This is a genomic window from Arthrobacter antibioticus, from assembly GCF_030063205.1.
GTDB lineage: Bacteria > Actinomycetota > Actinomycetes > Actinomycetales > Micrococcaceae > Specibacter.
In genome coordinates this window covers 300,845-323,880 of the sequence record NZ_JASISQ010000003.1, presented here as the reverse complement: position 1 = coordinate 323,880, position 23,036 = coordinate 300,845, and the positions used below count along the sequence as shown (strand labels likewise).

At 57.6% G+C, this 23,036-nt stretch carries 22 protein-coding genes; 10 read left to right on the top strand and 12 right to left on the bottom strand.

The window, feature by feature from the left end:
- Window positions 1–68 precede the first annotated feature (68 nt).
- The 3 genes from QMG40_RS08945 to QMG40_RS08935 form a co-directional block, all read right to left on the bottom strand.
- A complete protein-coding gene (locus tag QMG40_RS08945) occupies window positions 69–470 on the bottom strand; it encodes a hypothetical protein (protein WP_283530658.1) in 402 nt (133 codons plus the stop codon).
- A gap of 38 nt (window positions 471–508) precedes the next feature.
- Complete coding sequence (locus tag QMG40_RS08940) at window positions 509–874, bottom strand: hypothetical protein (protein WP_283530656.1); 366 nt, start codon at window positions 872–874, stop codon at window positions 509–511.
- A 120-nt stretch (window positions 875–994) separates the two neighbouring features.
- Entirely contained in the window at window positions 995–1,468 is a 474-nt protein-coding gene (locus QMG40_RS08935; RefSeq protein ID WP_283530654.1) for a hypothetical protein, read from the bottom strand.
- 95 nt (window positions 1,469–1,563) lie between these two features.
- Here QMG40_RS08935 and QMG40_RS08930 point away from each other — a divergent pair, with 95 nt between their 5' ends.
- The 7 genes from QMG40_RS08930 (at window position 1,564) to QMG40_RS08900 (ending at window position 12,706) form a co-directional block, all read left to right on the top strand.
- On the top strand, window positions 1,564–3,120 hold the full coding sequence (locus tag QMG40_RS08930) for an acetyl-CoA hydrolase/transferase family protein (protein WP_283530652.1): 1,557 nt from the start codon (window positions 1,564–1,566) through the stop codon (window positions 3,118–3,120).
- Window positions 3,121–3,365: 245 nt separating this feature from the next.
- Window positions 3,366–8,888 (top strand): DUF3320 domain-containing protein, encoded by a 5,523-nt coding sequence (locus QMG40_RS08925; RefSeq protein WP_283530650.1) that lies wholly within the window; start codon window positions 3,366–3,368, stop codon window positions 8,886–8,888.
- 200 nt (window positions 8,889–9,088) lie between these two features.
- Window positions 9,089–10,621 carry a hypothetical protein gene (locus tag QMG40_RS08920; protein WP_283530648.1) on the top strand — a complete coding sequence of 511 codons (1,533 nt, stop codon included), beginning with the start codon at window positions 9,089–9,091 and terminating at the stop codon, window positions 10,619–10,621.
- A 154-nt stretch (window positions 10,622–10,775) separates the two neighbouring features.
- A complete protein-coding gene (locus QMG40_RS08915; RefSeq protein ID WP_283530646.1) occupies window positions 10,776–11,456 on the top strand; it encodes an alpha/beta fold hydrolase in 681 nt (226 codons plus the stop codon).
- Window positions 11,457–11,465: 9 nt separating this feature from the next.
- Window positions 11,466–11,870, top strand: coding sequence for a hypothetical protein (locus QMG40_RS08910; RefSeq protein ID WP_283530644.1), 405 nt, complete (start codon window positions 11,466–11,468; stop codon window positions 11,868–11,870).
- A gap of 60 nt (window positions 11,871–11,930) precedes the next feature.
- Window positions 11,931–12,485: an acyl-CoA dehydrogenase family protein gene (locus QMG40_RS08905; protein ID WP_283530642.1), complete on the top strand. Its 555-nt coding sequence runs from the start codon at window positions 11,931–11,933 to the stop codon at window positions 12,483–12,485.
- A gap of 62 nt (window positions 12,486–12,547) precedes the next feature.
- Window positions 12,548–12,706 carry a hypothetical protein gene (locus QMG40_RS08900; protein ID WP_283530640.1) on the top strand — a complete coding sequence of 53 codons (159 nt, stop codon included), beginning with the start codon at window positions 12,548–12,550 and terminating at the stop codon, window positions 12,704–12,706.
- 48 nt (window positions 12,707–12,754) lie between these two features.
- On the opposite strand, the gene QMG40_RS08895 is transcribed toward QMG40_RS08900, so the two are convergent.
- The 4 genes from QMG40_RS08895 to QMG40_RS08880 all read right to left on the bottom strand — a co-directional run bounded on the left by QMG40_RS08895 (window position 12,755) and on the right by QMG40_RS08880 (window position 15,481).
- A complete protein-coding gene (locus tag QMG40_RS08895; RefSeq protein WP_283530637.1) occupies window positions 12,755–13,219 on the bottom strand; it encodes a hypothetical protein in 465 nt (154 codons plus the stop codon).
- A gap of 1 nt (window position 13,220) precedes the next feature.
- Complete coding sequence (locus QMG40_RS08890; protein ID WP_283530635.1) at window positions 13,221–14,123, bottom strand: cytochrome c biogenesis CcdA family protein; 903 nt, start codon at window positions 14,121–14,123, stop codon at window positions 13,221–13,223.
- Window positions 14,124–14,126: 3 nt separating this feature from the next.
- A complete protein-coding gene (locus QMG40_RS08885; RefSeq protein WP_283530633.1) occupies window positions 14,127–14,849 on the bottom strand; it encodes a DsbA family protein in 723 nt (240 codons plus the stop codon).
- A 155-nt stretch (window positions 14,850–15,004) separates the two neighbouring features.
- Window positions 15,005–15,481 (bottom strand): hypothetical protein, encoded by a 477-nt coding sequence (locus QMG40_RS08880; RefSeq protein ID WP_283530631.1) that lies wholly within the window; start codon window positions 15,479–15,481, stop codon window positions 15,005–15,007.
- Window positions 15,482–15,991: 510 nt separating this feature from the next.
- Between QMG40_RS08880 and QMG40_RS08875 the strand changes: the two genes are divergently transcribed.
- The 3 genes from QMG40_RS08875 to purN all read left to right on the top strand — a co-directional run bounded on the left by QMG40_RS08875 (window position 15,992) and on the right by purN (window position 18,428).
- Window positions 15,992–16,195 (top strand): cold-shock protein, encoded by a 204-nt coding sequence (locus QMG40_RS08875; RefSeq protein WP_038467205.1) that lies wholly within the window; start codon window positions 15,992–15,994, stop codon window positions 16,193–16,195.
- Between the two features lie 222 nt (window positions 16,196–16,417).
- A complete protein-coding gene (locus QMG40_RS08870) occupies window positions 16,418–17,815 on the top strand; it encodes a cell division protein PerM (RefSeq protein WP_349361611.1) in 1,398 nt (465 codons plus the stop codon).
- 34 nt (window positions 17,816–17,849) lie between these two features.
- Window positions 17,850–18,428 (top strand): phosphoribosylglycinamide formyltransferase, encoded by a 579-nt coding sequence (purN, locus tag QMG40_RS08865; RefSeq protein ID WP_283530629.1) that lies wholly within the window; start codon window positions 17,850–17,852, stop codon window positions 18,426–18,428.
- On the opposite strand, the gene QMG40_RS08860 is transcribed toward purN, so the two are convergent.
- The 5 genes from QMG40_RS08860 to murQ form a co-directional block, all read right to left on the bottom strand.
- Window positions 18,425–19,048, bottom strand: coding sequence for a DedA family protein (locus QMG40_RS08860; protein WP_283530627.1), 624 nt, complete (start codon window positions 19,046–19,048; stop codon window positions 18,425–18,427). The two genes, purN and QMG40_RS08860, sit on opposite strands and share 4 nt — an antisense overlap.
- Window positions 19,049–19,130: 82 nt before the next feature.
- Complete coding sequence (locus tag QMG40_RS08855) at window positions 19,131–19,433, bottom strand: hypothetical protein (RefSeq protein WP_283530625.1); 303 nt, start codon at window positions 19,431–19,433, stop codon at window positions 19,131–19,133.
- A gap of 211 nt (window positions 19,434–19,644) precedes the next feature.
- Window positions 19,645–20,997, bottom strand: a complete 1,353-nt coding sequence (locus QMG40_RS08850) for an MFS transporter (RefSeq protein ID WP_283530623.1) — start codon at window positions 20,995–20,997, stop codon at window positions 19,645–19,647.
- 15 nt (window positions 20,998–21,012) lie between these two features.
- Window positions 21,013–22,089: a serine hydrolase domain-containing protein gene (locus QMG40_RS08845; protein WP_283530621.1), complete on the bottom strand. Its 1,077-nt coding sequence runs from the start codon at window positions 22,087–22,089 to the stop codon at window positions 21,013–21,015.
- Window positions 22,089–23,033 (bottom strand): N-acetylmuramic acid 6-phosphate etherase, encoded by a 945-nt coding sequence (gene murQ, locus QMG40_RS08840; RefSeq protein WP_283530618.1) that lies wholly within the window; start codon window positions 23,031–23,033, stop codon window positions 22,089–22,091. Before murQ ends, QMG40_RS08845 begins: the two co-directional genes overlap by 1 nt.
- Window positions 23,034–23,036 lie beyond the last annotated feature (3 nt).

The following is a 23,036-nucleotide window of genomic DNA, read 5'->3' as shown; positions in this document are numbered from 1 at the left end:
TGCATTGGGAAGCAGCACAGTCGATCACCCTTATGGCCGGGTGGTAATTCCCTGGGACTGAGCGTTGGTCAGGCTCCGGCCAGGGGAATGATCCACTGCGAGGTGAGGTAGAGGAACGCGGCTACAGTCAGCACTCCGGTGACGATCGCTGAGATCCAGAGTCGCCGGCGTCGCACTTTAACCGCCAGGCCCAACAGCACCGGGAAAGCCAGCATGGACAAGGTAAGAAGCACACCAAGAATGCCAAATGCCACACTGCCCACCGTGACGGAGCCGTCATAGGTGCCCGTCATGAAAATGAAGGAAAGCAGCCCCAGCAACATAATGGGGTAGGCCAGCGCTGTCCAGCCAATCACAATAATGGCCACGCTCCACCAGTTGGAACGGTACGGCTTAGCGGGAGTTGCGGACGGCTGCGCACGGCCGACGGCCAAGCGCTGGGACGGAATCTCACTGTGGGGTCGGGGCATTGCTCTATTCTGGCATGCGTTGCTGAACGGTTCTCACGTCAGCCGAGGTTGCTCACCCAACGGAACGCCAGGTACAAAATGACGCATACGGTGGGGAGGCCTGTTACCAGGGCCGCTCGCCACATGGCCCTTTCGCGATAAATCACTGCCTGCCCAAGCAAGTGCGGCGCTGCGATCATGCAGAAAAGCAGGACTGCGCCAAGGAAAATCAGTGCTATATTTCCCGGCGCTGTCATACCGCTGGAGGGGTCCATGACGGTTGCAAAAATCAGCACGGACATCATGACAATTGGCAGAACCACTACTACCCAGCCGATCAGCGACACCACCGTGCCGGCCAGCTGGGAACGCTGCGGAGCCAGGTGCTCGCCGTGGGGTGCGGGGTGGCTAGAACTCTCAGTCATGCTCTATTTCTATCAGCATTAGCTGGGGATTTTCAGTTGGTTAAGCACAGCGCCATTGCGTTGCAGGGGAATTTGCGGTGTCAGTGCAACATGGCTACTGGGGCGCCCGTTCAGGCACTTCTATCCAAGCATGGATGAAATTACGAAGAGTCCGCCAAAGATCACAGGCAATGCCAGAACAACAGTAACCAGCCATGCCCAGGACTCCTTAGTAGCCGCCGCAATTCCTAGGAACAGTGGTCCCAGCACCATGCACGCGATGATGAGGATGGCAACGGGAATATTGTTGCGCTCGGAAGCGGAGGTACAAAGGTCCGCCGGAGATGAGGTGCATTGGTCAACTAGCTGGATGTACGCACTGAGCGCCAAGATGGGCACAGTTCCCAGAAACCAGGCCCCCATTGCCAGCCCAACGCCCAGACCCATATTGGGTTTTCGCCTGGCAGGTGAGCTATTCAGTGCTTCCGGGGCATCTGCTTGCGGGGTATCCTGCGCTTCTTGCCCTTCCTGTGTGGGGGAAGGCCGGCTGGTGTTTGCATCGTGGGAAATCCAGCCCCGTTGAGCAAAAAAATGGGGTTTTTTGTCTTTGGGCATGCTCAAGTATGGGCTTCAACGCGGCACTTAGTCCAATGAATGGCGTATTCGATGTGGCGTCTGGCTGCATCGAGCCACCGTCTATAGTGGTCTGGATGACATTGGATGGATGTCTGGAATTTTCTTGGAAGTGGGCCGTTGTGCACGATCGTATCCGCCACGCCGGATTGTTGGAAAAGCGTATGTCGGCCGAGGCGGCTGCTGCGCTTATTAAGCCCGGAATGACGGTGGCCATGAGTGGCTTTACGGGGGCCGGTTACCCGAAAGCCGTTCCGCAGGCATTGGCCGTGCAGATGGAAGAAGTGCACTCCCAGGGCAGATCATTCAAGATCAAGGTGCTCACCGGTGCTTCCACAGCTCCCGAGCTCGACGGCGTGTTAGCCAAGGTTGGCGGCATGGAACTGCGTCTTCCATATATGTCAGACCCGGCGCTGCGCAAGCGGATCAACGACGGTGAACTCGACTATATGGACATCCATCTGAGCCACGTTGCCCAGCACACCTGGTTTGGTTTCTACGGTGGCATTAATATCGCCATCATTGAGGTTGTGGGGATTCGTGAGGATGGCAGCCTGATTCCCTCCTCATCGGTGGGCAATAACAAGACGTGGCTGGACATGGCAGATGCCGTCATCCTTGAGGTCAATACCCAGCAGTCTGAGGCCATGGAAGGCATGCACGACATCTACTACGGCACCGCGCTGCCGCCGCATCGCAAGCCCATCATGCTGACGGAGCCAGAAGACCGGATCGGCCAGCCATACCTGAACTTGGATGTAAAGAAGGTCATCGCTGTGGTGGAAACCAACGCACCAGACCGTCTCTCTGCTTTCGCTGAGCCGGATGCCACCTCGAATAGAATCGCCGATCACCTTCTGGACTTCCTTGACGGTGAAGTGAAAACGGGGCGCATGACTGACAAGCTCCTGCCGCTGCAGTCAGGCGTGGGCAACATCGCCAACGCGGTGCTCGCGGGTCTATCTCGCGGAGGGTATCGAGGGCTGAAGGCTTACACCGAAGTGATTCAGGACGGCATGCTTGGACTGATCAAGGACGGCACCATCGAATTTGCCTCGGCAACCTCCTTCTCCTTATCCGAGGCCGGCATTGAGGAGTTCAACCGCCACGTGGACTTCTACCGTGAGCGGATTGTGCTGCGTACCCAGGAAATTTCCAACCATCCAGAGCTGATCCGTCGCCTTGGCTGCGTAGCCCTGAACGGCATGATCGAAGCGGATATTTACGGCAATGTGAATTCCACACATGTGGTGGGATCGTATGTCATGAACGGCATTGGTGGCTCCGGCGACTTTGCGCGCAACGGTTTCCTCGGAGCCTTCATGTCACCGTCGGTGGCCAAGGCCGGGAAGATTTCCGGGATTGTTCCGATGGCCAGCCACGTTGATCACACGGAACACGACACCATGGTCATCATCACCGAACAGGGCTTGGCAGATCTCCGCGGGCTCTCACCCAAACAGCGGGCCCGCGTCATCACCGAAAAATGTGCGCACCCTGACTACAAACCGATGCTCGAGGACTACTTTGCCCGCGCCTCCGTCTCTTCCTACGGAAAACACACCCCACATTTGATGGGCGAGGCGCTCTCGTGGCACCAGCGCTACATCGAGACAGGGGATATGCGTCTCTAGATGGATCGTTGTTGGACCCGGGGGTAGTTATTACTTTAAGCACCATGTCTGCGGGGTGCTTAACGTAATAACTACCCCCGAGCCATAGGTTCACCCCTTGGCGCCGAGTCGCTGACACCCACACAGGTTTAGCTGATGAACACCGGAGCTTATGGGCGAAATGGCAGAATGGGGACAACAGCAGGTCTCGAGGCTGCTGCGCTGCAGCGGGCTAGTGTATTGACAGGGTATAAAGGGGAAGCACAGTGGTTCTTGCGGTGGAGAACATGCCCGAGGGGGCGCAGCTGGTCAAACTGCAGAGCCAAATGCAGGTGTGGCGTGAGGACTTGTTGGCGCTGGATCGGCGGCAAAAACTCCTGTATTTCCAGCATCCCAAAGTAGGCTCCTTTGAATTTCTGCTGCCCAAGATGGCCGAGCTTGAAGCCTGGCTGGAGAGTGGCCCCGTTAACCTGGTCTCCAACGAACCTGATGTCGAAGATAGCGCAAGTGCTTCAGTGCTGGGCTTGTTGACTGGCAGGAAATGGCACGTGGCAACTGTTCAGGACAAGAACGAAGCCCAGATCCTCAGCACCTGCAAACGTTTGCTGCAACGCTCGGAGCAAGAATTCGCAGACCGTGGTGTGTGGATCCTCTACATTGGCCTGGGGATGCTGAATTGGATTGATCCTGCGGACCAAAAACAAGTTTGCAGCCCGCTGAAACTGGTTCCCGTGCGGTTGGAGAAATCCGGCAGCAGGTACACGATGCGGCGCACAGGTGATGAAGCAGTGCTGAACTCCTCGCTGGCTTTAGCGATGGCCCGCGATTTCAACATAGACATGCCCTCCTTCGAAGACTCGGATTTCACCGTGGGCGAGGTCATCGACGGGGTTAAACAGGTCATTGCTGGTGAGCCCGGCTGGTCCGTGGACCCGCGCAGTATCTTGATGACCTTCACCTTCCACAAGGAGGCCATGTATCAGGACCTGATCCAGAATGAGGAACAGATTTTGGCCAGCGGGTTAATCCAGGCCCTGGCGTTGGGCCCCAGCTCCGGGGAGGGGGCAAACTTTGCCTTTGAACTGGCGGACGGTGAGCAGCTGGATGAACTGGTGCCACCGGAAACCCTGCACAGCATTCTGGATGCAGATGCCAGCCAGCGCAAGTGCATCATTGCTGCCCGTGAAGGCCGCAGCTTTGTCATGGACGGACCTCCCGGCACAGGCAAGAGTCAAACGATTGCGAACATCATCGCGGAGCTGATGGCCGTGGGGAAAACCGTGCTATTTGTTAGCGAAAAAGCGGCAGCACTGGATGTGGTGCGCGACAGGCTCGCCTCACGAAATCTTGAGCCCTTTCTGCTGGAACTCCACAGCCACAAAGCCACACGGAAACAGGTAGTCACAACCCTTAATAAGGAACTGACACAAAAACCTATAGGGCGCAGCAACCTGGATCAGGCTGACCTCTCGCTACTGGAGAGCTCCCGTCTAGGACTCAGCGAATATGCGGCTGCCATGAATGAGACCCGCCACCCACTAGGACGCAGCTTCCACAATGTGCTGGGCCGGCTATTACAACTTGGCGGCCCGGGGGACGAGGCAGGGGGAGCAGCGGCCCTGGCCGATTACCCGGTGGGTGATAGCACTTATTTCACGGCGCTGACCCCTGAACTTCTCGCTGAAATAAAGCACCAAGGTGGGGCGCTTGCGCGTGCTTGGCGTCCAGCGCTAGAACAGGAAGATTTTATCTGGAGAGGGCTGGCTGGTGAGCAGCTAGACGCTGGGAGTATTCGGGATTGTGCACGCTCTGCCGGGCACCTATCCGAACTTTCGCAACAGCTGGCAGAAGAATCATTGCGTTTTGATGGCAAGCTGCCGTTTCTGGACCTACCCCGCAGCCGTACTGGCGTGGAACAGCGCAACACTGTGGTGCGGCTTCTAGCACACCGGCCCACTATCCCTGATGCGTGGCTCACAGGACCTTTTGTCCAGGTGGAACAGCGGGTCAATCAATGGCGCAAAAGCTTGGCACTCAGAGGGGAGCTCCTAAGGGTTCTTGGCAGCGAGTTCACGAAGTGGACTCCCGAAGACCATAAAATTCTGTCCAGTATAGAAGCGTTTGCCGCCTATGCAGGCGCCATTCCAGTACACGCCAGCTTGCAGAACGCCACGGTTGAAGCCGCCTCCGGGTTGGGGGCAAAGATCAATGCGATCAATGCGGAGATTCAGCAGCTGCTGCCGGAGGCGCACAGGCTGGCAGATCTGTTCCAGGCGGACAGTTCCACCCTCAGCCTTCGCACCCTCTCGGTGCTCTGCTCCTTGGCGCAGTTGAGTCAAGCGGGCCACCGCCCCGAGGCGGACTGGCTTGACCCGGCCGTCCATGGAGATCTGGAAGAAAGCACCAAAGTACTGGCCAACGCTGTTGGTGCTGTGCGCGAAAAGCAGGCACAACTGCAGAACATTTTCACCCCGCAGGTGCTCGGTCTGGATCTAAAAGCACTGCACTGGCGCTTTGAGAATGAGCACACAGGGTTCTTTAGTCGCTGGTCCCAACAAGCCCGCGCGGATCGCACCACTCTTCGCCCGGTCACAGTCTCAGGTGGGGTCAATAGGGCTGTCATTGCGGCGTTACCCATCGCCATTGCGTGGCAGGACGCGCAGCGCGAACTGTACGCCGCTGAGCGTATATATGGACCGCGACTAAAGAGCTACTACCAAGGGCTGCAAACCGATTTTAGCCGCGTGCATCAAGCCCTGGAATTGGCGCAGCGGGCAGCCGTGGTGGCGGGGAAGGACGTTGGATTGCAGGGCCTGGCCGCGCAGCTTTCTACCAACACTGAACCTGACCGGCTGCTCATGCCCATCGCCAACAAGCTCACTGCTGGCGCGGACAAACTCAAGAAGCTGATGGGCGAAACATTGGATTCGGACTTTCAGCTGTGGGCTGCCGAAGCTCCGCTGAATGAGCTGTTGCAGGTTAGCGTCGGTTTTGCCGACCAGCTCACTACGGCAGAGCCTGCGCTGGCTCGCCTAAATGCCATGGGTGCAAAAAAGTTGATGCTCAGACAAGCCGCGGAGAACCTGTCCCGGATTGCCAGGCTGGTTGAAATAGATGCCGCGAACGACGCCGTTGCTGCCGCCGACTCCGAGCTTTTGGGCCACCATTTCGCCGGGCTAGCAACGCCGTGGCCGGTTCTGGAGCAGGACTTGGTCTGGTGTCGGGCTGCCCGCAGCAATCTCAACGCTCCCCTTGACGGGGCAGCCTTGGAAATCCTGGGTGAGTTTTCCGGCGTCGAACTTTCCCTGCAAGCATGCACAGCCCGCTGGGATAACGGTCTGGCGGAACTGGCCAGATGGTTTGAGGATGATCGCGTGCACGGGTTGACTGAAGAGCTGGGCCGCGACGTGGCTGGCACAGTTGGGCTGGCCGCGGAGATGGACGCCGAGGCTGCCACGGATATCGACGTGTGGTTTGAGTACAAGCGGATTCGCCAGTGGGCCGCTGCACACGGTTTGGGGGAGACCGCGGCGGGGTTGGAAAAAGCGGCAGCGCCAGCGGCAGATATTCCAGGCGCATTTGAACGAGGTGCGCTTGAACCCTGGGCAGAGGCCATTATCTCGGGAGATACCCGGCTGGCGGAGTACCGCCCGGGCAACCGGAACGCCAGAGTGGAAGAGTTCTCCGCCCTTGATGCGAAACTGATCAAATATGCCTATAGTTCCGTGGTTGAGGCGTGCACGGCCCGGCGTCCGCGATCAAGCTTTGGTGCGGCGGCCATCATCGTCCGTGAAGCTGAGAAAAAGTCTCGGCACAAACCCATCCGAACACTTCTGGAGCAGACCGGTGATGTGGCGCAGGCGCTGAAACCTTGCTTCATGATGAGCCCGTTGTCTGTTTCGCAATACCTGCCGGGCAGTATGCGTTTTGATGTTGTCATTTTTGATGAGGCGTCCCAGGTCATGCCGGCGGACGCTGTGAACTGTATTTACCGCGGTAATCAGCTCATTATTGCCGGGGATCAGAAGCAGCTTCCACCCACCGCTTTCTTCACCACCACAGCCGAAGAAAGTGATGACGAGCTGGCCCCTGACAACTTCGATAGTGTGCTGGATCTGTGTAAGGCATCCGGCGCCATCACCTCGTTGCCACTGACGTGGCACTACCGTAGCCTGCACGAAGATCTGATCACCTATTCAAATTATGGTTTTTATGACGGCAAGTTGAATACTTTCCCGGGCGCCGTGCAAAACTCACTTGATTTGGGGGTCCATCACGAGTTCGTGAACGGTGTTTACCAGCGCGGCAAGGGGGCAATGAACCCTATTGAGGCCGAGCGGGTGGTTGACCGGATCATTGAGCACCGCCGCAACAATTCTGGTTTATCGCTGGGCGTGGTCACGTTTTCGACCGCCCAAGCTGACGCCATTTTTGATGCCATTGACCGGCGCAGCGTTGACGAACCTGCGCTCACCGGGCTGCTGGATGACCGCGACCGGTTGCATGGTTTCTTTGTAAAGAACCTTGAATCGGTGCAGGGCGATGAGCGGGATATCATCATTTTCAGCGTTGGCTACGGACCAGATGCTAGCGGGCACTTGGCCATGAACTTTGGCCCGCTTACTCGTAAAGGTGGGCAGCGTCGCCTGAATGTAGCCATCACTAGGGCCCGTCGACGCGTGGAAATTGTCAGTTCCTTTCACGCCTCTCAGATGCGTGAGGGCAACTCTGAGGGTAATTTTCATCTGCGCAACTATCTGGATTTCGCCTCCCGCGGCACCGCTGCCCTGGCCCACAGGATAGCCCCCAGTCATAGCGAAGGTGACTTCCTGTTGGAGGGCCAGGTCCGAAAGAGCATTGAAGCGCTGGGTTATGAAACGCTCTCCCGGGTTGGTTCCGCTAAATACCGGGTAGATATTGGCGTCAAACACCCACACAAGCCCGGCACCTTTTTGTTAGGTGTGGAGTGCGACGGCGTGGCGTACAGTTCTGCGAAAACGGCCAGGGACCGCGATCGTTTGCGTGGCTCGGTGTTGCAAAATTTGGGCTGGAATATGTTCCGGGTGTGGGGCCTGGGTTGGTACCGGGATCCGGTTGGCCAAGTGGGCAGACTTCAACAAGCACTCGAGGAGGCTCTAATGGGGTCGCCTGTGAAAGGCGGTCAGCAACTGGCTGACAGCGAGGAACCTGGACTTGATTTTGAGGCCGTGGATCTCCTAGCCGCACCCAGTTGGAGTATTGCTTACCAACAGGCACGGCACTTGCGAACCAGCCATGATGTGGCCGCAGGATCACCTGAGGCACTGCCGGAGCTCGTAGAATTCTGCCAAAAAGTGATTGCCGCCGAAGCGCCCCTGCATCTGGATACGCTCCAAGCACGGCTGCGTGAGACCTGGGGGATGGGACGAGTGGGATCCCGAATCAAGGAGAACCTGCTCGAAGCGGTGGCACAATCCATCATTGCGGATGAGAGGGCTCGCTTAGACAACGACGATTTCATCCGTTTGGGGCCACCCGGGGCTGTGCATGTCCGGCATCCTGGCGCCTCCGGAGTGAATCGGAAGGCCGGAGCGATCCCACCCGAGGAGCTTGACGAGGCCGTTCGTTTAGTGCTGCGCGACGCCGTGGGCCTCTCCGGGGAGCAAATTCTCACAGCATTGCGATCGATTTTTTCGTGGGCGCGCAGCGGACCGGAGATTCAGGCAGCCGTGAGTAAATCCCTTTACCGCTGTCAGCGCAATGGCGTATGTACAAAGGACCGGGATGGGATTTACCGGCTCGGTGGTTGAGCCTCGGCGGTTGAGATTGGAGATAATGACGCCAGTTCATCCCTCCGGGGTGTCATCATCTCCAATCTCGACGGTGGTCTGAGGTGCCCAGGAGGTTGAAGTGCCCAGGGCGGACCCGGATGGGGTACGGGCGTGGCGTAGCTCGACATCGCAGTCCCCCGTGGGCACAATGAAAGTTCAGCTATCACGAAGGGGCAGTAATGGCGTATCCGATGTCTCGGGCCGTGCCGGGTTCGGAATGCGTGCCGTTGCCAACGTCCCCGATTATTTGGGGTGGCTATGTGCGCAAGACCATCCGTGCCTGTTCCCTGGTGGCTTTCCTCGGGGCCATGGCTGTGGCCATGCTCGGTTTCTTCTCACCCCTTGAAGTTGCTCGCGTGTTCGAGGACGTAGCCCACTTTGTGCCTGCCCTGCTGTTCGTGATTGGGCTGGTGGGTGCGCTGAATTTGGGCAAAGAGATAGGTAAGAACTTCAAACATGTGATGGGCTACGGGGTAGTCAAGCGCACTTCCGAACATCACGGGCACACAGTGGTGCCACCGCGGGGTAGGCGTCTGGTCTATGCCTCCATGCTCACCGGGCTCTTGGCTGGATGTGTCTTGGCTGCGATTATCCGTGCTGCTGCTGGAGATGGGCTTGGCTTCCTGCTGTTGACTGGGGTGGCGGTCCTGCTGATTGTGCCCACCATCAAACTGCTTAAACTGGGTAAAATAATCTGGCTTCAGGCCAGGGCGGAACAGCGCATCCATCGGGACATAGTTTCAAGCGGGGACCACGTAACCGGCACTGTGGTGGCTGTGACCAATGAGAGGTTCATTGTTGATGGCCGGGCGATGTTCCACGTGGATTTGGAATACCCTGTGCAAGATCAGACACAAACTCTCCGGATCCGGTTCTTTGACTATCCAGTGTGGGCGCCGGCCATAGGCAACGAATTTGACGTGTGGACTGATCCGGAACGTCCCTTTGTGCAGGAGCGAATATTGCTTGAACGCCGATACGTGGGACAGAGTTTCGTGAACATTGACGACGAACCGTTTCCAGCGGATCACATCAGCGGCGATGAAGCCTCCGCCAAGGTGGAACCAACCTCAGACGGGACAGCTGCGGGCAGTGCGGCGCTTGGCATGGAACATATTCCGCAGTGGATGGCTGATGAAACTCACTCAGAAGGGGCCCCCACACCTAAGTCAGCCCGGCGGACCCGCTTCCTGATTGGTATTCCACCAAACTTGATTGCTCTCTTGGCGCTGGCCGGGACCTTACTGGTTCCCTCCATGATTGATCATGTTCCATGGTGGACATTGGCGGCACTATGGCTCTACACGGTTCTAACTATCATCAATGCTGGCGTGTATTGGCAATTCATGTTGCGCAGGCGCTGGTTTATCCGTTCCGGGGTATCGTTCGGAGCTACGGAAGCGGCAGTTTTTACCGGCTTCTTTGCCGCAGGTTTCTCGATGCTCACCACACACACGATGGTGTTTGCCCCGTTGAACCGCGAAATTCCTTGGACACCGGCACACGGACTTACATGGGCTGCCGTGATTGGCGCCCTGCTGGTTTTTGAGTGGGCATTTACAAGCAACACGTGGGCCCTGAAACACCTCAACGCGGAATTCCCGGCGCCGCCAGAAGCCATCCAAGAAGCACTCACCGGGCATGACCCAGAGGGCATCGATAACTTGGAACGGCAGTACGGGTACCGCGCCGGAGTGTTCCTGTGTACCTAGGGCCCTAGAACCAAAGTGCCTGTAGCCAAAGGGCCTGTAACCAAGGTGCCTGTAACTGTTAGCACTGTAGTTGCGGGCGTGCCCTCGTGGGCTGTCTGATAGGCCGGATTCTGTCCTGATACATTGAGCAAAACTTCAAAGAAGAGGTGCACACATGACAAATATCGTTTTGGTCCATGGCCTTTGGTCTGATGGTTCCAGTTGGGCCAAGGTCATCACCGAACTGCAAGCAATGGGGCATGTCCCTATTGCCGCTCAGCTGGGACTTGAGTCATTTGAGAACGACGTCGCTGCCGTGCGCCGGGCACTGGCCACTGTGACGGGCCCGGTCTTACTGGCGGGGTGGTCCTATGGTGGAGCGGTCATCGGAGAAGCTGCTCGCGGTGTTGAGGCCGTGAAAGCGCTGGCCTATGTTGCAGCATTTGCCCCAGTAGAAGGCGAATCCGTCAGCGGGCTGTCCCGGCGTCACCCAGGCAGTCTTGTTCCTGCCCACGTGGTGGTGGCGGGAGATTACACCTATATTGACCGACCGTATTTTGGCGCAGTGCTGGCAGCAGATGCCCCAGCCGAGCTGGTCGCCGTGGCCGCGGCGACTCAGGAAATGGTTCGGATTGGGCTCGACCGTGTGAAGGTGGGATCCCCTGCCTGGTTGGAGCTGCCATCCCATTATCTTGTGGCCACGGATGATTGTTGCGTCCCACCGGTTTTGCAGCGCGAAATGGCTGAGCGCATGGGGGCGTCCGTGACGGAGATAGCCTCCAGTCACGCCCCCGTGTTATCGCGCCCGCGAGCAGTTGCCCAGTTCCTAGACCGGGCCGCAACACAGATGGCATAGCCTGTAGCCATGACCGCAGACGACGCCGGATCCCTCGCCGCCGTCGGCTCCGCACAGTTTCAGGAAGATGCCCGACTGGCCCACAAGAATCCGCCGATTCTACGCGCACACAGCAAATACGGGCAACGGATCGATGAGGTGGATTGCCACCCCTTCTACCATCGCATCATTTCCCAAGCCGTCGCTGCTGGTGCGCATACTCCCGTATGGGAGTTCCCGTGCAAGGAAGCCAGCGCACTGCGAGCTGCACAATTTATGCTTTTTGCGCAGGTGAAACGGGGCAGTGGCTGCCTTGGATGTGCGGGCCAACACCACCCGCGCCGTGCCTCAGGGGATCATTTCCGCCTGACCGGCCACAAGTGGTTTTGTTCGGCGCCTATGTCGGATGCGTTTCTGGTGTTAGCGCGGGACTAGGCGGGGCTTGGCTGCTTTCTGGTGCCCAGAGTACTGCCGGATGCGAGCAGGAACACGTTCTTGATCCAGCGCCTGAAGGACAAGCTGGGCAACAGATCCAACGCTTCCGCCGAGCTTGAATTTGCCAACACCGTCGGGTGGCGGGTGGGCGAGCCGGGCCGCGGGGTGCGCGCCATCCTGACAATGGTGGGCCAAACCCGCTTTGACTGTATTCTCGGCACGGCCGGCGGCGTACGCCAATCGGTGGCATACCCCAATCGGTGGCCGAGGCCGTATGGCATGCCCGCTACCGCAGTGAGCATGCGCCTTTCCTCTGCTTGTGATGACGACGCCGGAGATGCCGAACGCGCCTTCCGGCGCCTTGGGACTGCACTGACCAAATACTGGGTGTGCAAGCGAGGTCCCAATCCTGCCTACGAAGCCATGGAATACTTGGCCGGCAACGGCTATATTGAGGACTTCCCTTTGGCTATGCGCTCCCGGGAACAACCGGTCATGGCGATCTGGGAGGGTACGTGCAATGTGATTGCCCTGGATGTATTGTCCTGGATGTGCTGCGAGCGATGGCCACCGAACCCGAATCTGTGGATGCGTTTTTCCAGGAGCTGCGGCTAGCGTCAAGCACGCACCCGATTTTTGATGACTTCACTGCCCGGCTCAGGGAAGAGGTGGCTCCTATGCACTCGGCGCCACAGGATTTTGCCGGGCAGGCCCGCAACGTGGTGGAAAAGTTGGCGCTTGCCTTGCAAGCCTCGCTGCTGCTGAGGTTCGCCCCAGCCGCAGTATCCGATGCGTTTGTTCTCTCCCGGCTGGGACCGGACCGCTCGTTCAACTAAGGCAACCTCTCGCCGTCGTCCGATTTAGCGGGGGATACTCACGCGAGCCTAAACCGCGGCAGGTACCTTGCACGAATTCTCTTGAGAGATTCTGCGCAGCAAAGCCCACACCAGCAGTGCGATGGAGAGCACCGCCAGAATAGGCTGCACGGGCTCAAAAAACTTCATCGCGCCTGCCGAACCCAACACCAACAGCACAATTTTGTTGCAGACAGGGCAGCCCACGGCAAAGAAGGTCAAAAATGAGGCGAAGACGCCCGTTTTATTGGTTGCTCCCGCGCGGGTGATCGGTGAGGCCACATAGGTGGCTACCAGCAGCCCCGTCAGTAGCGAGCTGATGCCCAGCGCGGCATAAGACCACCACATTGGCGGGATCTCACGGCTAAAGAAGGTGTTCGGAATGAGGACCGTGGGAATGGCGACCAATACGTAGACCAGCAGCGCCGTGGCGGCACCTGCCGCCCAGCGCCGCAGCGGCCACAGACGCAAATTAGAGGCAATAGTGGCAAACACGCTAGCTACTCTCTGAAGACGGTGTGGAATCTGACGGTGTGGAATCTGGCGGTGTGGAATCTGACGGTGTGGAATCGACGGTTCGGGAAGCCTGCTCTGCGCGACGTGAACGCCACAAATAGAGTCCGCCCGCAAGAAGAAGAACCAGCAGCGCGGCGACACCGAAGCCTACGTTGGAGATCTTTGATGAGATCCCAACAACCCAGGATTCCGCCTCGTACTGAGCATCAATAGTCAGCAGACCGCCCAAGGAAGCCGTGCCCTGAGTCAGTAGCAGTAGGACACCAATACCGATGGAAAGCACCCCGGAGACCACCATCCACACCGAGTTCTCCCACGGTCCCAGCCGGAAACGGCGTGGTTTCAACCAACCACGCTGACCCAACCGCAAGTGTGTCCAGAACAGGGATAAAATTCCCAACGGCAGCGCCATGCCGAGCGCAAAAATTGCCAGCATGATCCCGCCATACAGTGGATTACCGCCAGCGGCAGCCACGGCCAACACCGATCCAAGAATGGGACCGGCACATACCCCGGCCACTCCATACACGGAGCCGAGAACAAAAACCGATATTGCTGAGGTCCCGTCAGTGCCTCCGCGGCGGCTCAGACCAGGGAACTCCACTCCACTGATTTGTAAAATTCCAATGACAATGACCACGGCTGCAGCAATATTGATCAGCACTGACCGGTTTTGTGTGATCAGGGAACCAACCAGCCCGGCCAACAGTCCAAGAGGTACAAGCGTTGTCAATAGGCCGGCATAAAACAGGGCCGTACGGCCCAAGAGTTTAGTAGGGCTGGCGAACGCGTAGGCAAAAAATGCCGGTAGCAGCATCACCGAACAGGGGCTGAGAAGCGTCAGTATCCCGCCCAGGAAGGCCCCGGTGTATCCGATGTCCATGGGCTATTTCACCTTGGCCAGTTCGCCATCAATAATCTGGGTAAAGACCTCCAGTGGCTGAGCGCCCGGGATCGCTTGATTATTGATGACAAAAGTGGGCGTGCTGTTTAGTCCCAGCGCCGTTGCCTCGGCCACATCCGCTTTCACCAGGGCTAAAAGCTCCGGACTTTTCATATCCGCAGCAAATTTTTTCATGTCAGGCACCCCTGCCTGCTCAGCGAACTTCAATAATTCCGCTTCGGAGAGCTCTGCTTTGCCTTTTTCTGGGGCGGCAGCGTAGAGCGTCTCATTGAACTCCCAAAATAAACCCTGCACTCCTGCAGCACGTGCTGCCACGGCAGCGTTTATTGACCCTTCGCCGAACAGGGGCAGGTCACGCCATTCAATGCGCAGCTGACCGGAGTCAACATATTTTTTGATGATTTCCGGTTGGGTATTGCGGGAGTAAACCCCGCAGAAGGGGCACCGGAAATCGGAGTACTCGATTAGAACAACATCAGCATCCACGTCTCCTAGAGCTTGCGGATCCGAAGGTGTGCGTCGCTCCAGGTTCAGTTCCGGGGCGGGCGCTGCGCCACCGGAGGAGGACGAGTTCTGACTGGCAGGGTTTTCCGCGGACTTTAGACGGTCTTTCCCTGCAGCGGCGCCCACAAAGACTATGGCTAGAACAATGACAACACCCAGTGCCAGCAGCAAAATGATATTTCTGGTCTTCTTCGTCTTCATCAATAATCTTTCAAGCTTGTGCAAGGGCAGCACTTCCGCGGCAGTAGACAAACCGGCGGCAGAGCACTTGCATATATTCGTATATATAGAGGACACCTTGGATGCCGCTTGTTCGCCCGTAGTTTCTGGGCAGGGTAAAGCGGCTTGCCTCAGGTCTAAGTCCGCACAATCCCAAGATCTAGGTGCGTCAACGCCGCTGGAACCCTATCAGCGAACTGGTCAGCACCACCGTCAGCACGCGCAGGCGTCAGAAGATCGGACTCCAGGGCTGAAGGCGGGCGTTGTAGATGTGCCGAGACAGGAGTGAGAGCGTTTTGTTCCAGCCGTACTTTGTCTCGCCCCGGTACACAAGTGGTCCACGCCGGGCGTGCATCAGTGCCGGGTGACAGTACGGTGTTGGGTAACTGAGCGGTGCTGGGTAAGGAGAGCCCCGTGGTTACGGCTAAAACAGGTACCGCTACCGCGTGTATATCCAAAGCAGTGGAAGTGAGTTCGTAGGTGCTGCCGGAGGCTGCCGGATTTCCCGAAGAGGCCTGAGCGCCGGTGCATCCCACGATCACAAGCATCAACCCGGTGAGGGCCAAAAGAACCGCATGGGTGACAAAGCTGAGCAGTGAGGCAGGCTTTGGCATGCATGGTCCTTTCATCACGGAGCATCGTGGGGCTTGGCTAGGCCGATTCTCGGCATATTTTCACCACTATACGTCAGCTATATGGGAGGCGGGCGGGGGGGTGTTTGTTTCCTGGTCTGCGGGAATCTGGTCTGCGGGAATCTGGGCCTCGCCCGAAGTGCCCGATCCGGGATCCGCCCATGTTGGGCCAGACCGAGCGTCATGTTCAGTAAACAAAAGATGAATACTGAGTGTCGTGTCACTGGCCTGAGATTACAAATCCGCACAGATTCAAGGATTTTTCTCGACCCTGGCATTCTCATGCGGAGTCAAGTGACGTTACTCTCAGTGCATAGTGGCTTTGTGGAAATAGATATGTATACTTGGACGTAGTTGTAGTGTTGCGTTTTTTGTAGTTGAAGCGATGCCGCCCGTTAGGGAGACGTCGCTTTTCTGGAGAAGCGGACTTACACCGTATACGGAGGCCCGAAGGTCGGGCGGAATCTCCAACTTCAGAAGGAAATAGAAATAATGGCAACAGGTACCGTCAAGTGGTTCAACGCTGAAAAAGGCTTCGGCTTCATCTCACCCGATGATCAGAGCCAGGATGTTTTCGCGCACTACTCCGCGATCAACTCCTCCGGCTACCGCTCCCTCGAAGAGAACCAGAAGGTTTCCTTTGATGTTGAGCAGGGTCCCAAGGGTCCTCAGGCAGTCAACATCCAGGCTATCTAATTCTAAAGAAAACGTGCGGGTAACCGCGCATTCTTTAGTCCTTAGGGCTTGAACAAATAAGGTCCGGGTTTTCCCGGGCCTTATTTGTGTTTAATCCACCTTTATGTTGCCAGCTAGATGTTCCCTTCCAGGCTGGCGAGAACGGACAGGCTGTGCGTGAATTACTCGCTTGCCGGGCGCAAACGCGTTGTGAGATGGATTACCGAAACTTGCAGAGCATCAGTGAGCAATAAAACGGCAATGTCTAACGGCGCTGTTCACGGCAGTGAAGCCCGCCATGTGGCACCATTGGAAACGATGAACACCAATAACTCCAAGCGGGCACGCGACGGGATCCCCATGCCGCTGTGGCTGCAGGGGGCCTTTGAGGCTGCTCAAATGTTCGTCATTTCGGCTTTGGTCGTGGCGATACCGTTGACGGCTACTTGGTTTACAGGCGGCTTTGCTGAGAAAGATGCCTCGATTGTTGCCAGATTGGCCGGCCATATTTGGTTACTTGGCCATGGTGTTCCGCTGAACGTGACAGTTGGCAGCGGGCCCAGTTCGGCATCCCTGCAAATGGGAACACTTAGTTTGCTGCCGATAGGCTTGGCGCTGATTCCCTTTCTTCTCTCGTGGCGTGCTGGCCGGCGATTGGCACGGGCCTCCTATACCGACCAGCTGTGGCAGCCCCTCTTGAGTGCTGTTGCTGTCTATGCGGCGGCCGGTCTTGCAACTGGTTTTGTGTGCAGCATCCCCAGTATCTCGGCTCCTCTGCTTGCCAGCACACTGATTCCGGTGATTCCTGCCGGTGTAGGACTGATCATTGGCTCTCGTTTGGAAGCTGGCTCGTGGAGCCGACTGATTGGAATGAATGCTGCCGATTGGATCGCTAAAACCAGTCAGGATCAGCGTTGGGCTGGTTCCTATGTTTGGACGGTATTGCGCTCAGGGTTTATTGCGCTCATGAGCGCACTCTCGCTTTCAGCATTACTGCTGGCGGTTAACTTGGCGGGGCGTTGGTCAGACATCGCTGCCGTTTACCAAGCGTTGCGGCCAGGAGCAGTGGGTGGGGCAACGCTGACACTTGCGCAGATGGCGTTCATGCCGAATCTGGCCATCTGGTCGTTGGCATGGGCTGGCGGTGCAGGCTTTGATCTTGGTGTCGGTTCCACGGTCTCACCCTTGGGAACTGCTGTGGCTCCCGTGCCACCCATCCCGCTCCTTGCTGCATTGCCCACAGGGGCTATGACGTGGGGATTTGCAGCACTCTTAATCCCCGTTATAGCTGGCCTTTTGGCCGGTTGGTGGTTTGTTCGGGCCGGCGAGAATCACTTTGACGAGTGGCTTTCACTTAAGGTGCGCCAACGCTGGCTCTCACTACCTGGATCAACGCTTTTTCTGGGTACCGTCATCGGCGTCTCCGCCATGGCCATGAGCTGGGTGCTGTTCTGGCTTTCGCAGGGCTCTCTGGGTATTGGCAGACTCACCCATTTGGGACCCGATCCGCTCACGGCAGCACTATGGATTGGAGCCGAAGTGGCACTAGGAGTCATGCTTGGTTCGCTGCTGGCACCGTGGCTTGAAGGCGAACACAATGGCTTACCCCTGATGCGACGCAATGAAGAAGTAGCCGAATAGGGCAGGGGCGCCCCTTGCCCCTAAAATTGTGGGCATGCGCATAGTTGTTTTAGTCTCCGGAACCGGTTCAAATCTGCAGGCCGTGATTGATGCCGCCGACAGTCTGCCCCTTGAAATTGTTGCCGTCGGGGCGGACCGAGCTGGTACGTTCGGTATTGAACGTTCTGCCGCGGCCGGACTGGAAACCTTCGTGGTCAATTTCAAGGATTACACAACGCGTACCGACTGGGATGCGGCGCTCCTGGAAGCAGTTGCCGCGTACAAACCGGACTACGTTCTTTCAAGTGGTTTCATGCGGATTGTAGCGCCAGCATTCATTGATGCTTTTGAGGGTCGGTACGTCAATACTCATCCGGCGCTCTTGCCGTCGTTCCCTGGTGCGCACGGTGTCCGCGACGCGATGGCATACGGGGTGAAAGTCACCGGCTGCACAGTGCATTTTGCAGATGCAGGTGTTGACACAGGGCCCATCATCGCCCAAACACCTGTGACAGTGTTGCCCGAAGACACCGAGGAATCCTTGCACGAACGCATCAAAGTGGCAGAGCGTGCACTCCTGATCAAAGTGTTGGGTGACCTAGCTTCGGCCTGGAATTCTCAGAAAAAAATCTAAGGTGCGACGCCGGAGCTTGGCTTAGAGTTCTTCCGGTCAAGTACCCAGGCTGAGACTCTCCCAACGAGCCAGCCCAGGATGATGGAAAAGACAATGGCAATAATGACGGCAACCTGTGTTGAGATACCGGGCCAATACCTCGTCAAAATTCCAATACCAACGGCGTAGATGGACCAAACGCTAGCGGATACAAGGGAAAACACACTAAATGCCCGCAGCGGATACCCTGCCATTGTGGCCGCAATATTGGAGGACAGCCGGCCTATTGGGATGAATCTCGAGGTCAGCATGAACATGTAGGGTCGCTGCTTCAGCCTGCGTGTGGCGGCATCAACCGCGCGTTGGCGGCGGGGGCCGCGGGTAGCACCCCACCGGGTATGGCCGAACAATTTGATGATCCAATACGTCAAGAGATCCCCGGCCACGGCGCCTACCATCATGGCTAAGACAAGAGGCAGGGCTTTCGGTCCGCCGTCGAGCCCCGCCAAAGCGCCCAGGCCCACGAACACGGTAGTGCTAGGAACTGGCGGCAGGATGGCGGAGACCATCACAAAAAACCCACCAATCAGGTAGATCCAAATGCTCGCAAGGAAGCCGGTGGTGTCGGCTGCGAGATCCATATTGCCCTTTTCTTTGGTGCTTGTTTTGGATGTTGGCCCGGCCGTGCTGAAGCAGTGCTGATGCACTACTAGTTTAGTGGTGCTATTTCCTGGTGCGGCCAAAAATGAGCGAAGCAACGGCGGTGGCGGCTGTCACTGTGTAGACGGCAGGCCAAGCACCCATCTTCTTAGCCAAAGGATGTGAGGCGCCAAATGCCAGTACATAGGTGGCGGTCAATGCGGTTGCAACTCCGGCTCCGGCGTTCTTCTTCCAGCCCCAAAATGCGGCGGTGCCTGCGGCGGCCAACACGGCACCACCTAACTGGCGGTTCTTGGTGACCCGGGCCGTTTGGTATCCGCCAAGCAAACCGACGGTGGAAGAGACGGTGGGAAGTAGAACGTTCATGGAAGATCCTTAGGTGTGGAGAATTCAAGGTCTGCAACAGACTACCCCGGTGAGATTGGAGATCATGGCACCCCGTTCTTCGGCCGGGGTGTCATGATCTCCAATCTCACCGGGGCGTGGGGAGTGGGTCGAGGCGTGGACGTGGGCCAGGACCGTGGTTCGGGCGTGGGGCGTGGGGTGGATGCGGTTGGGTGGAATATCGGCAGTGCGCTCAGTCCAGGACGGTGCCCTTGGTTTCCGGGGCGGAGATCGCCATCCAGATAACTGCCGCCACCACAAGCCCACCGGTCAGTGCGAAGGTGAGAGGTAAGCCCAATACGGGCCATAGGAGGGAGCCGAAAATTAGTGGAACCAGCCCGGCACCCACCCGCGAAACAGTAGAAGCCCAGCCAAAACCGGTGGCGCGCAGGTGCGTGGGATAAAGCTCTGACACATAGGTGTAGAGCACAGGAATGGCAACTTGTATGACAAAACCAAACACGAGCAACCAGATTTGAGCGGCCACAGGGGCATCCAACACCAGCGCAAAAATCACCAATGACAACGCTGCCAAGGGACCGGTAACGGCCAGAATCCATTTGCGTCCCAGCCGCTCTACAAGCAGTGCAGCAGCAACCACCCCCAGTAATCCAATGGCTGTCATTGACGCGGTGGCCATGAACGCTTTATTTTCGGCGTAGCCAGTGGCGACCAAAATGGAGGGCATCCACGTCAGAGCGCCGTAGTACACCAGCAAAATTGTTAGAAACAGTGACCAGGCCACCCCTGTGACACGCCAGTTGAAACGCCACAGTCCCGCCAACTGGTCGGTGATCTTGCCCAGAGATAGTTTTGGTGCAGTTGCCGCGTCTGGCAGTGTCCAGGGACCCACTGTGGCCCCGGTTCTTTCAATGAGGCGTTCAATGACAGCTTTAGCCTCCGCTGGACGGCCGGCCCGCACCAAATACAGTGGTGATTCTGGCACACCCACACGAACCCAAAAAACGAGCAGAGCCGGGAGCACCATAACCAGCATCAGGTACCGCCAGTTCCCAAATGATGCCATCAGCACAGCTGAAACCACCCCACACAGGGACGCCCCGATTGGCCACCACGCATCCATGGCCGTCAATACCCTGCCGCGGAGTTTGCGGGGAGTGAACTCACCCACCAACGCATAGTCCACGGGAATGCACCCGCCCAGGCCAAAACCTGCCAGAAAACGGAACACACAAAAGAGAACGATCTCGTTGGAGACGGCACCAAGAACCGTGAAAATGGAGAAAATGAGCAGGGTGAGTGTGAACGCCTTTTTGCGCCCAATAATGTCCGCGATAGATCCCCAAGCGAAAGCACCAACTGCCATGCCAATCAGGTTGGCTGTGCCGATCCATGCCGCTTGCCCGGTGCTGAGCCCCCACTCTTTGGACAGCAGCGGAATCAGGAAGCCATTGAGGGTGACATCCCAGGCATCGAACATGAAGCCGAGCCCGCCGATCAGGAAGATACTGCCTTGCACGCGCCAACGCCAAGGGAGTTCCTGCACTACGCGGTCGCCGGTGAGTAGGGGCGTTGGGTTGCTCATGTTCCTGTGTCCTGATCAGCGAGGGTTATTTTCACCAGAATAGACGACGTCGGACACAGCCTTGCGCAGGTTGGTTGCGTCATCCCCGTCCCGGCTGGGGCTTACACGGTTGGTCAGCAATGCGATCGAGAGACTGTGCTCGCGATCGATCAGCAGTGAGGTGCCGGTAAATCCACCGTGTCCTCGGGCTTCTTGGGCGTGTGAGCCCATCCACGTCTGCGCATTGATGCGCATGCCTAGACTGTGCCCGGAGGCGGGATCCTCTGGATTGAAATTGTTACCCAATATCTCGGGCAGCTGGCTGCGCCACATTTCCTCAGCGAGTCCGGGGGAGAGGATGCCGGGCAGCCCTCGGCCCAGGGACTCGCCAAATGCTACAAGTCCACCCGACGTGGCGAACATACCGGCATTGCCGCTGAGTCCGCCCAGGGACCAAGCCGCCTCGTCGTGGACTATGCCTTGAATAAGTCCACGGCCCAATGCGTGCTGGTATTCCGTGGGTGCACAGTGCTCCACCCGGGGGGTACCGGTGAGGCCTGAAGTGGGAAGCTTCGCCAAAACCCTGTCATGGACAAGGGCGGCCCACGGTTGCCCCGTCGCATGTTCAGCCAAAACCATGATGGTGTTAAATCCTGCGCAGGAGTACTCAAAACGTGTTCCTGGAGGTGCTTCCAGGGCAGTGTCCAACAAGTCTTGAACTAGCCGCGCACGTTCAAATCCCCGCCCCTCATTCAGGGAGCGCTCCCATCCCCGCCACTGTGATGGGAGCCCCGAGGTGTGCGTCAGCAGCTGCCGCAACGTCACTGTAGCTTTCTGGCCTTGCCGGTAGGTGGGCAAGATTCGCCCGATGGGTGCATCGAGTTCCAGAGCTTTACTGTCAACTAGCGAAAGTGCTGTGACGGTGGTGAATAGTTTTGTCACGGAAGCTAAGTCAAAAAATGTCTGTGGTGACGCTTCTCCGGCGATGAGTTCCGGTAGCCAATCATGGTGCAGCACAACGGCGCAGCTCGCCGCTGGTGCTATGCGGTCCTGCACGCACTGATTCAGCAGTTTTTGTATTTTGGTTTCAAGTATTCGGTGAGTGGCAGGCATTAGTGCCTCCCGGCGTCGATCGCGGCCGTCAGGAACCCATCCTTTTGAGCCAATAGCGTTGCCGCCTGTGCTGCAGAGAAACCTGTCATGATCGAGAGGATCGCCGCTTTCACGTGGCCATTGGTTGCGGCCAAGGCTGCCGTCGCTGCTTCGGCGTCGCACCCGGTGACCTGCATGAGAGTACGTTCGCTGCGGGCATGGAGTTTGGCGTTCGTGGCGCGAAGATCAACCATGACGTTTTTGTAGGTTTTCCCCAGTCGCACCATGGTGATGGTGCTGATCATGTTCAACACCATCTTTTGACAGGTACCGGATTTCAGCCGGGTGGAACCAGTCAGGAACTCTGGGCCCACTTCAATTTCCAGAGCACTCTGGGCCGCAGCTCCCAGCGGAGAGTTATTGTTGCAGGCAAATCCGACTGTATAGCAACCCTGCGTCCGGGCGGCTTCAATGGCGGCAATGACATAAGGAGTACGTCCGGATGCGGCTATCCCCACCACTGAATCGTGGGGGCCCAGTTGCAATGCCGCCATGTCAGCAGTCCCCGCTTCGGCGCTGTCCTCGGCATTTTCAACGGCCTGTTTAACGGCCGCCTGACCCCCGGCGATGATGCCCACCACCAGCTCCGGATCAGTTCCGAAGGTAGGCGGGCATTCACTAGCGTCCAGGATCCCCATGCGACCTGGCGTTCCGGCCCCCACATAAATTAATCTGCCGCCCCGGCCCATGCGAGCTGCAACCTCATCGATGATTGTGGCAAGTACGGGAAGCTGCTTCTCAATGGCCTTAGGGACTAAAGCATCCTCACTGTTCATTCCAGCAACAAGCTCTGCTGTTGAAAGTGCGGCTAGATCCGGGTAGCGGGGATTGGAAGCTTCTGTTGTCAGCGTTCCAATCTCGGATCGAACTGTTTCACTGTGGATCGACTTTTCGTGGATGGTCACGGG

Coding starts and splice junctions, on each gene's coding strand:
- QMG40_RS08940 (WP_283530656.1), bottom strand. CDS start 874: ATGACTGAGAGTTCTAGCCACCCCGCACCCCACGGCGAGCACCTGGCT.
- QMG40_RS08890 (WP_283530635.1), bottom strand. CDS start 14,123: ATGGACATCGGATACACCGGGGCCTTCCTGGGCGGGATACTGACGCTT.
- QMG40_RS08845 (WP_283530621.1), bottom strand. CDS start 22,089: ATGCCTGCCACTCACCGAATACTTGAAACCAAAATACAAAAACTGCTG.
- QMG40_RS08900 (WP_283530640.1), top strand. CDS start 12,548: ATGCACTCGGCGCCACAGGATTTTGCCGGGCAGGCCCGCAACGTGGTG.
- QMG40_RS08930 (WP_283530652.1), top strand. CDS start 1,564: ATGACATTGGATGGATGTCTGGAATTTTCTTGGAAGTGGGCCGTTGTG.
- QMG40_RS08910 (WP_283530644.1), top strand. CDS start 11,466: ATGACCGCAGACGACGCCGGATCCCTCGCCGCCGTCGGCTCCGCACAG.
- QMG40_RS08885 (WP_283530633.1), bottom strand. CDS start 14,849: ATGAAGACGAAGAAGACCAGAAATATCATTTTGCTGCTGGCACTGGGT.
- purN (WP_283530629.1), top strand. CDS start 17,850: ATGCGCATAGTTGTTTTAGTCTCCGGAACCGGTTCAAATCTGCAGGCC.
- QMG40_RS08935 (WP_283530654.1), bottom strand. CDS start 1,468: ATGCCCAAAGACAAAAAACCCCATTTTTTTGCTCAACGGGGCTGGATT.
- QMG40_RS08850 (WP_283530623.1), bottom strand. CDS start 20,997: ATGAGCAACCCAACGCCCCTACTCACCGGCGACCGCGTAGTGCAGGAA.
- QMG40_RS08945 (WP_283530658.1), bottom strand. CDS start 470: ATGCCCCGACCCCACAGTGAGATTCCGTCCCAGCGCTTGGCCGTCGGC.
- QMG40_RS08875 (WP_038467205.1), top strand. CDS start 15,992: ATGGCAACAGGTACCGTCAAGTGGTTCAACGCTGAAAAAGGCTTCGGC.
- QMG40_RS08915 (WP_283530646.1), top strand. CDS start 10,776: ATGACAAATATCGTTTTGGTCCATGGCCTTTGGTCTGATGGTTCCAGT.
- QMG40_RS08880 (WP_283530631.1), bottom strand. CDS start 15,481: ATGCCAAAGCCTGCCTCACTGCTCAGCTTTGTCACCCATGCGGTTCTT.
- QMG40_RS08860 (WP_283530627.1), bottom strand. CDS start 19,048: ATGGATCTCGCAGCCGACACCACCGGCTTCCTTGCGAGCATTTGGATC.
- QMG40_RS08855 (WP_283530625.1), bottom strand. CDS start 19,433: ATGAACGTTCTACTTCCCACCGTCTCTTCCACCGTCGGTTTGCTTGGC.
- QMG40_RS08920 (WP_283530648.1), top strand. CDS start 9,089: ATGGCGTATCCGATGTCTCGGGCCGTGCCGGGTTCGGAATGCGTGCCG.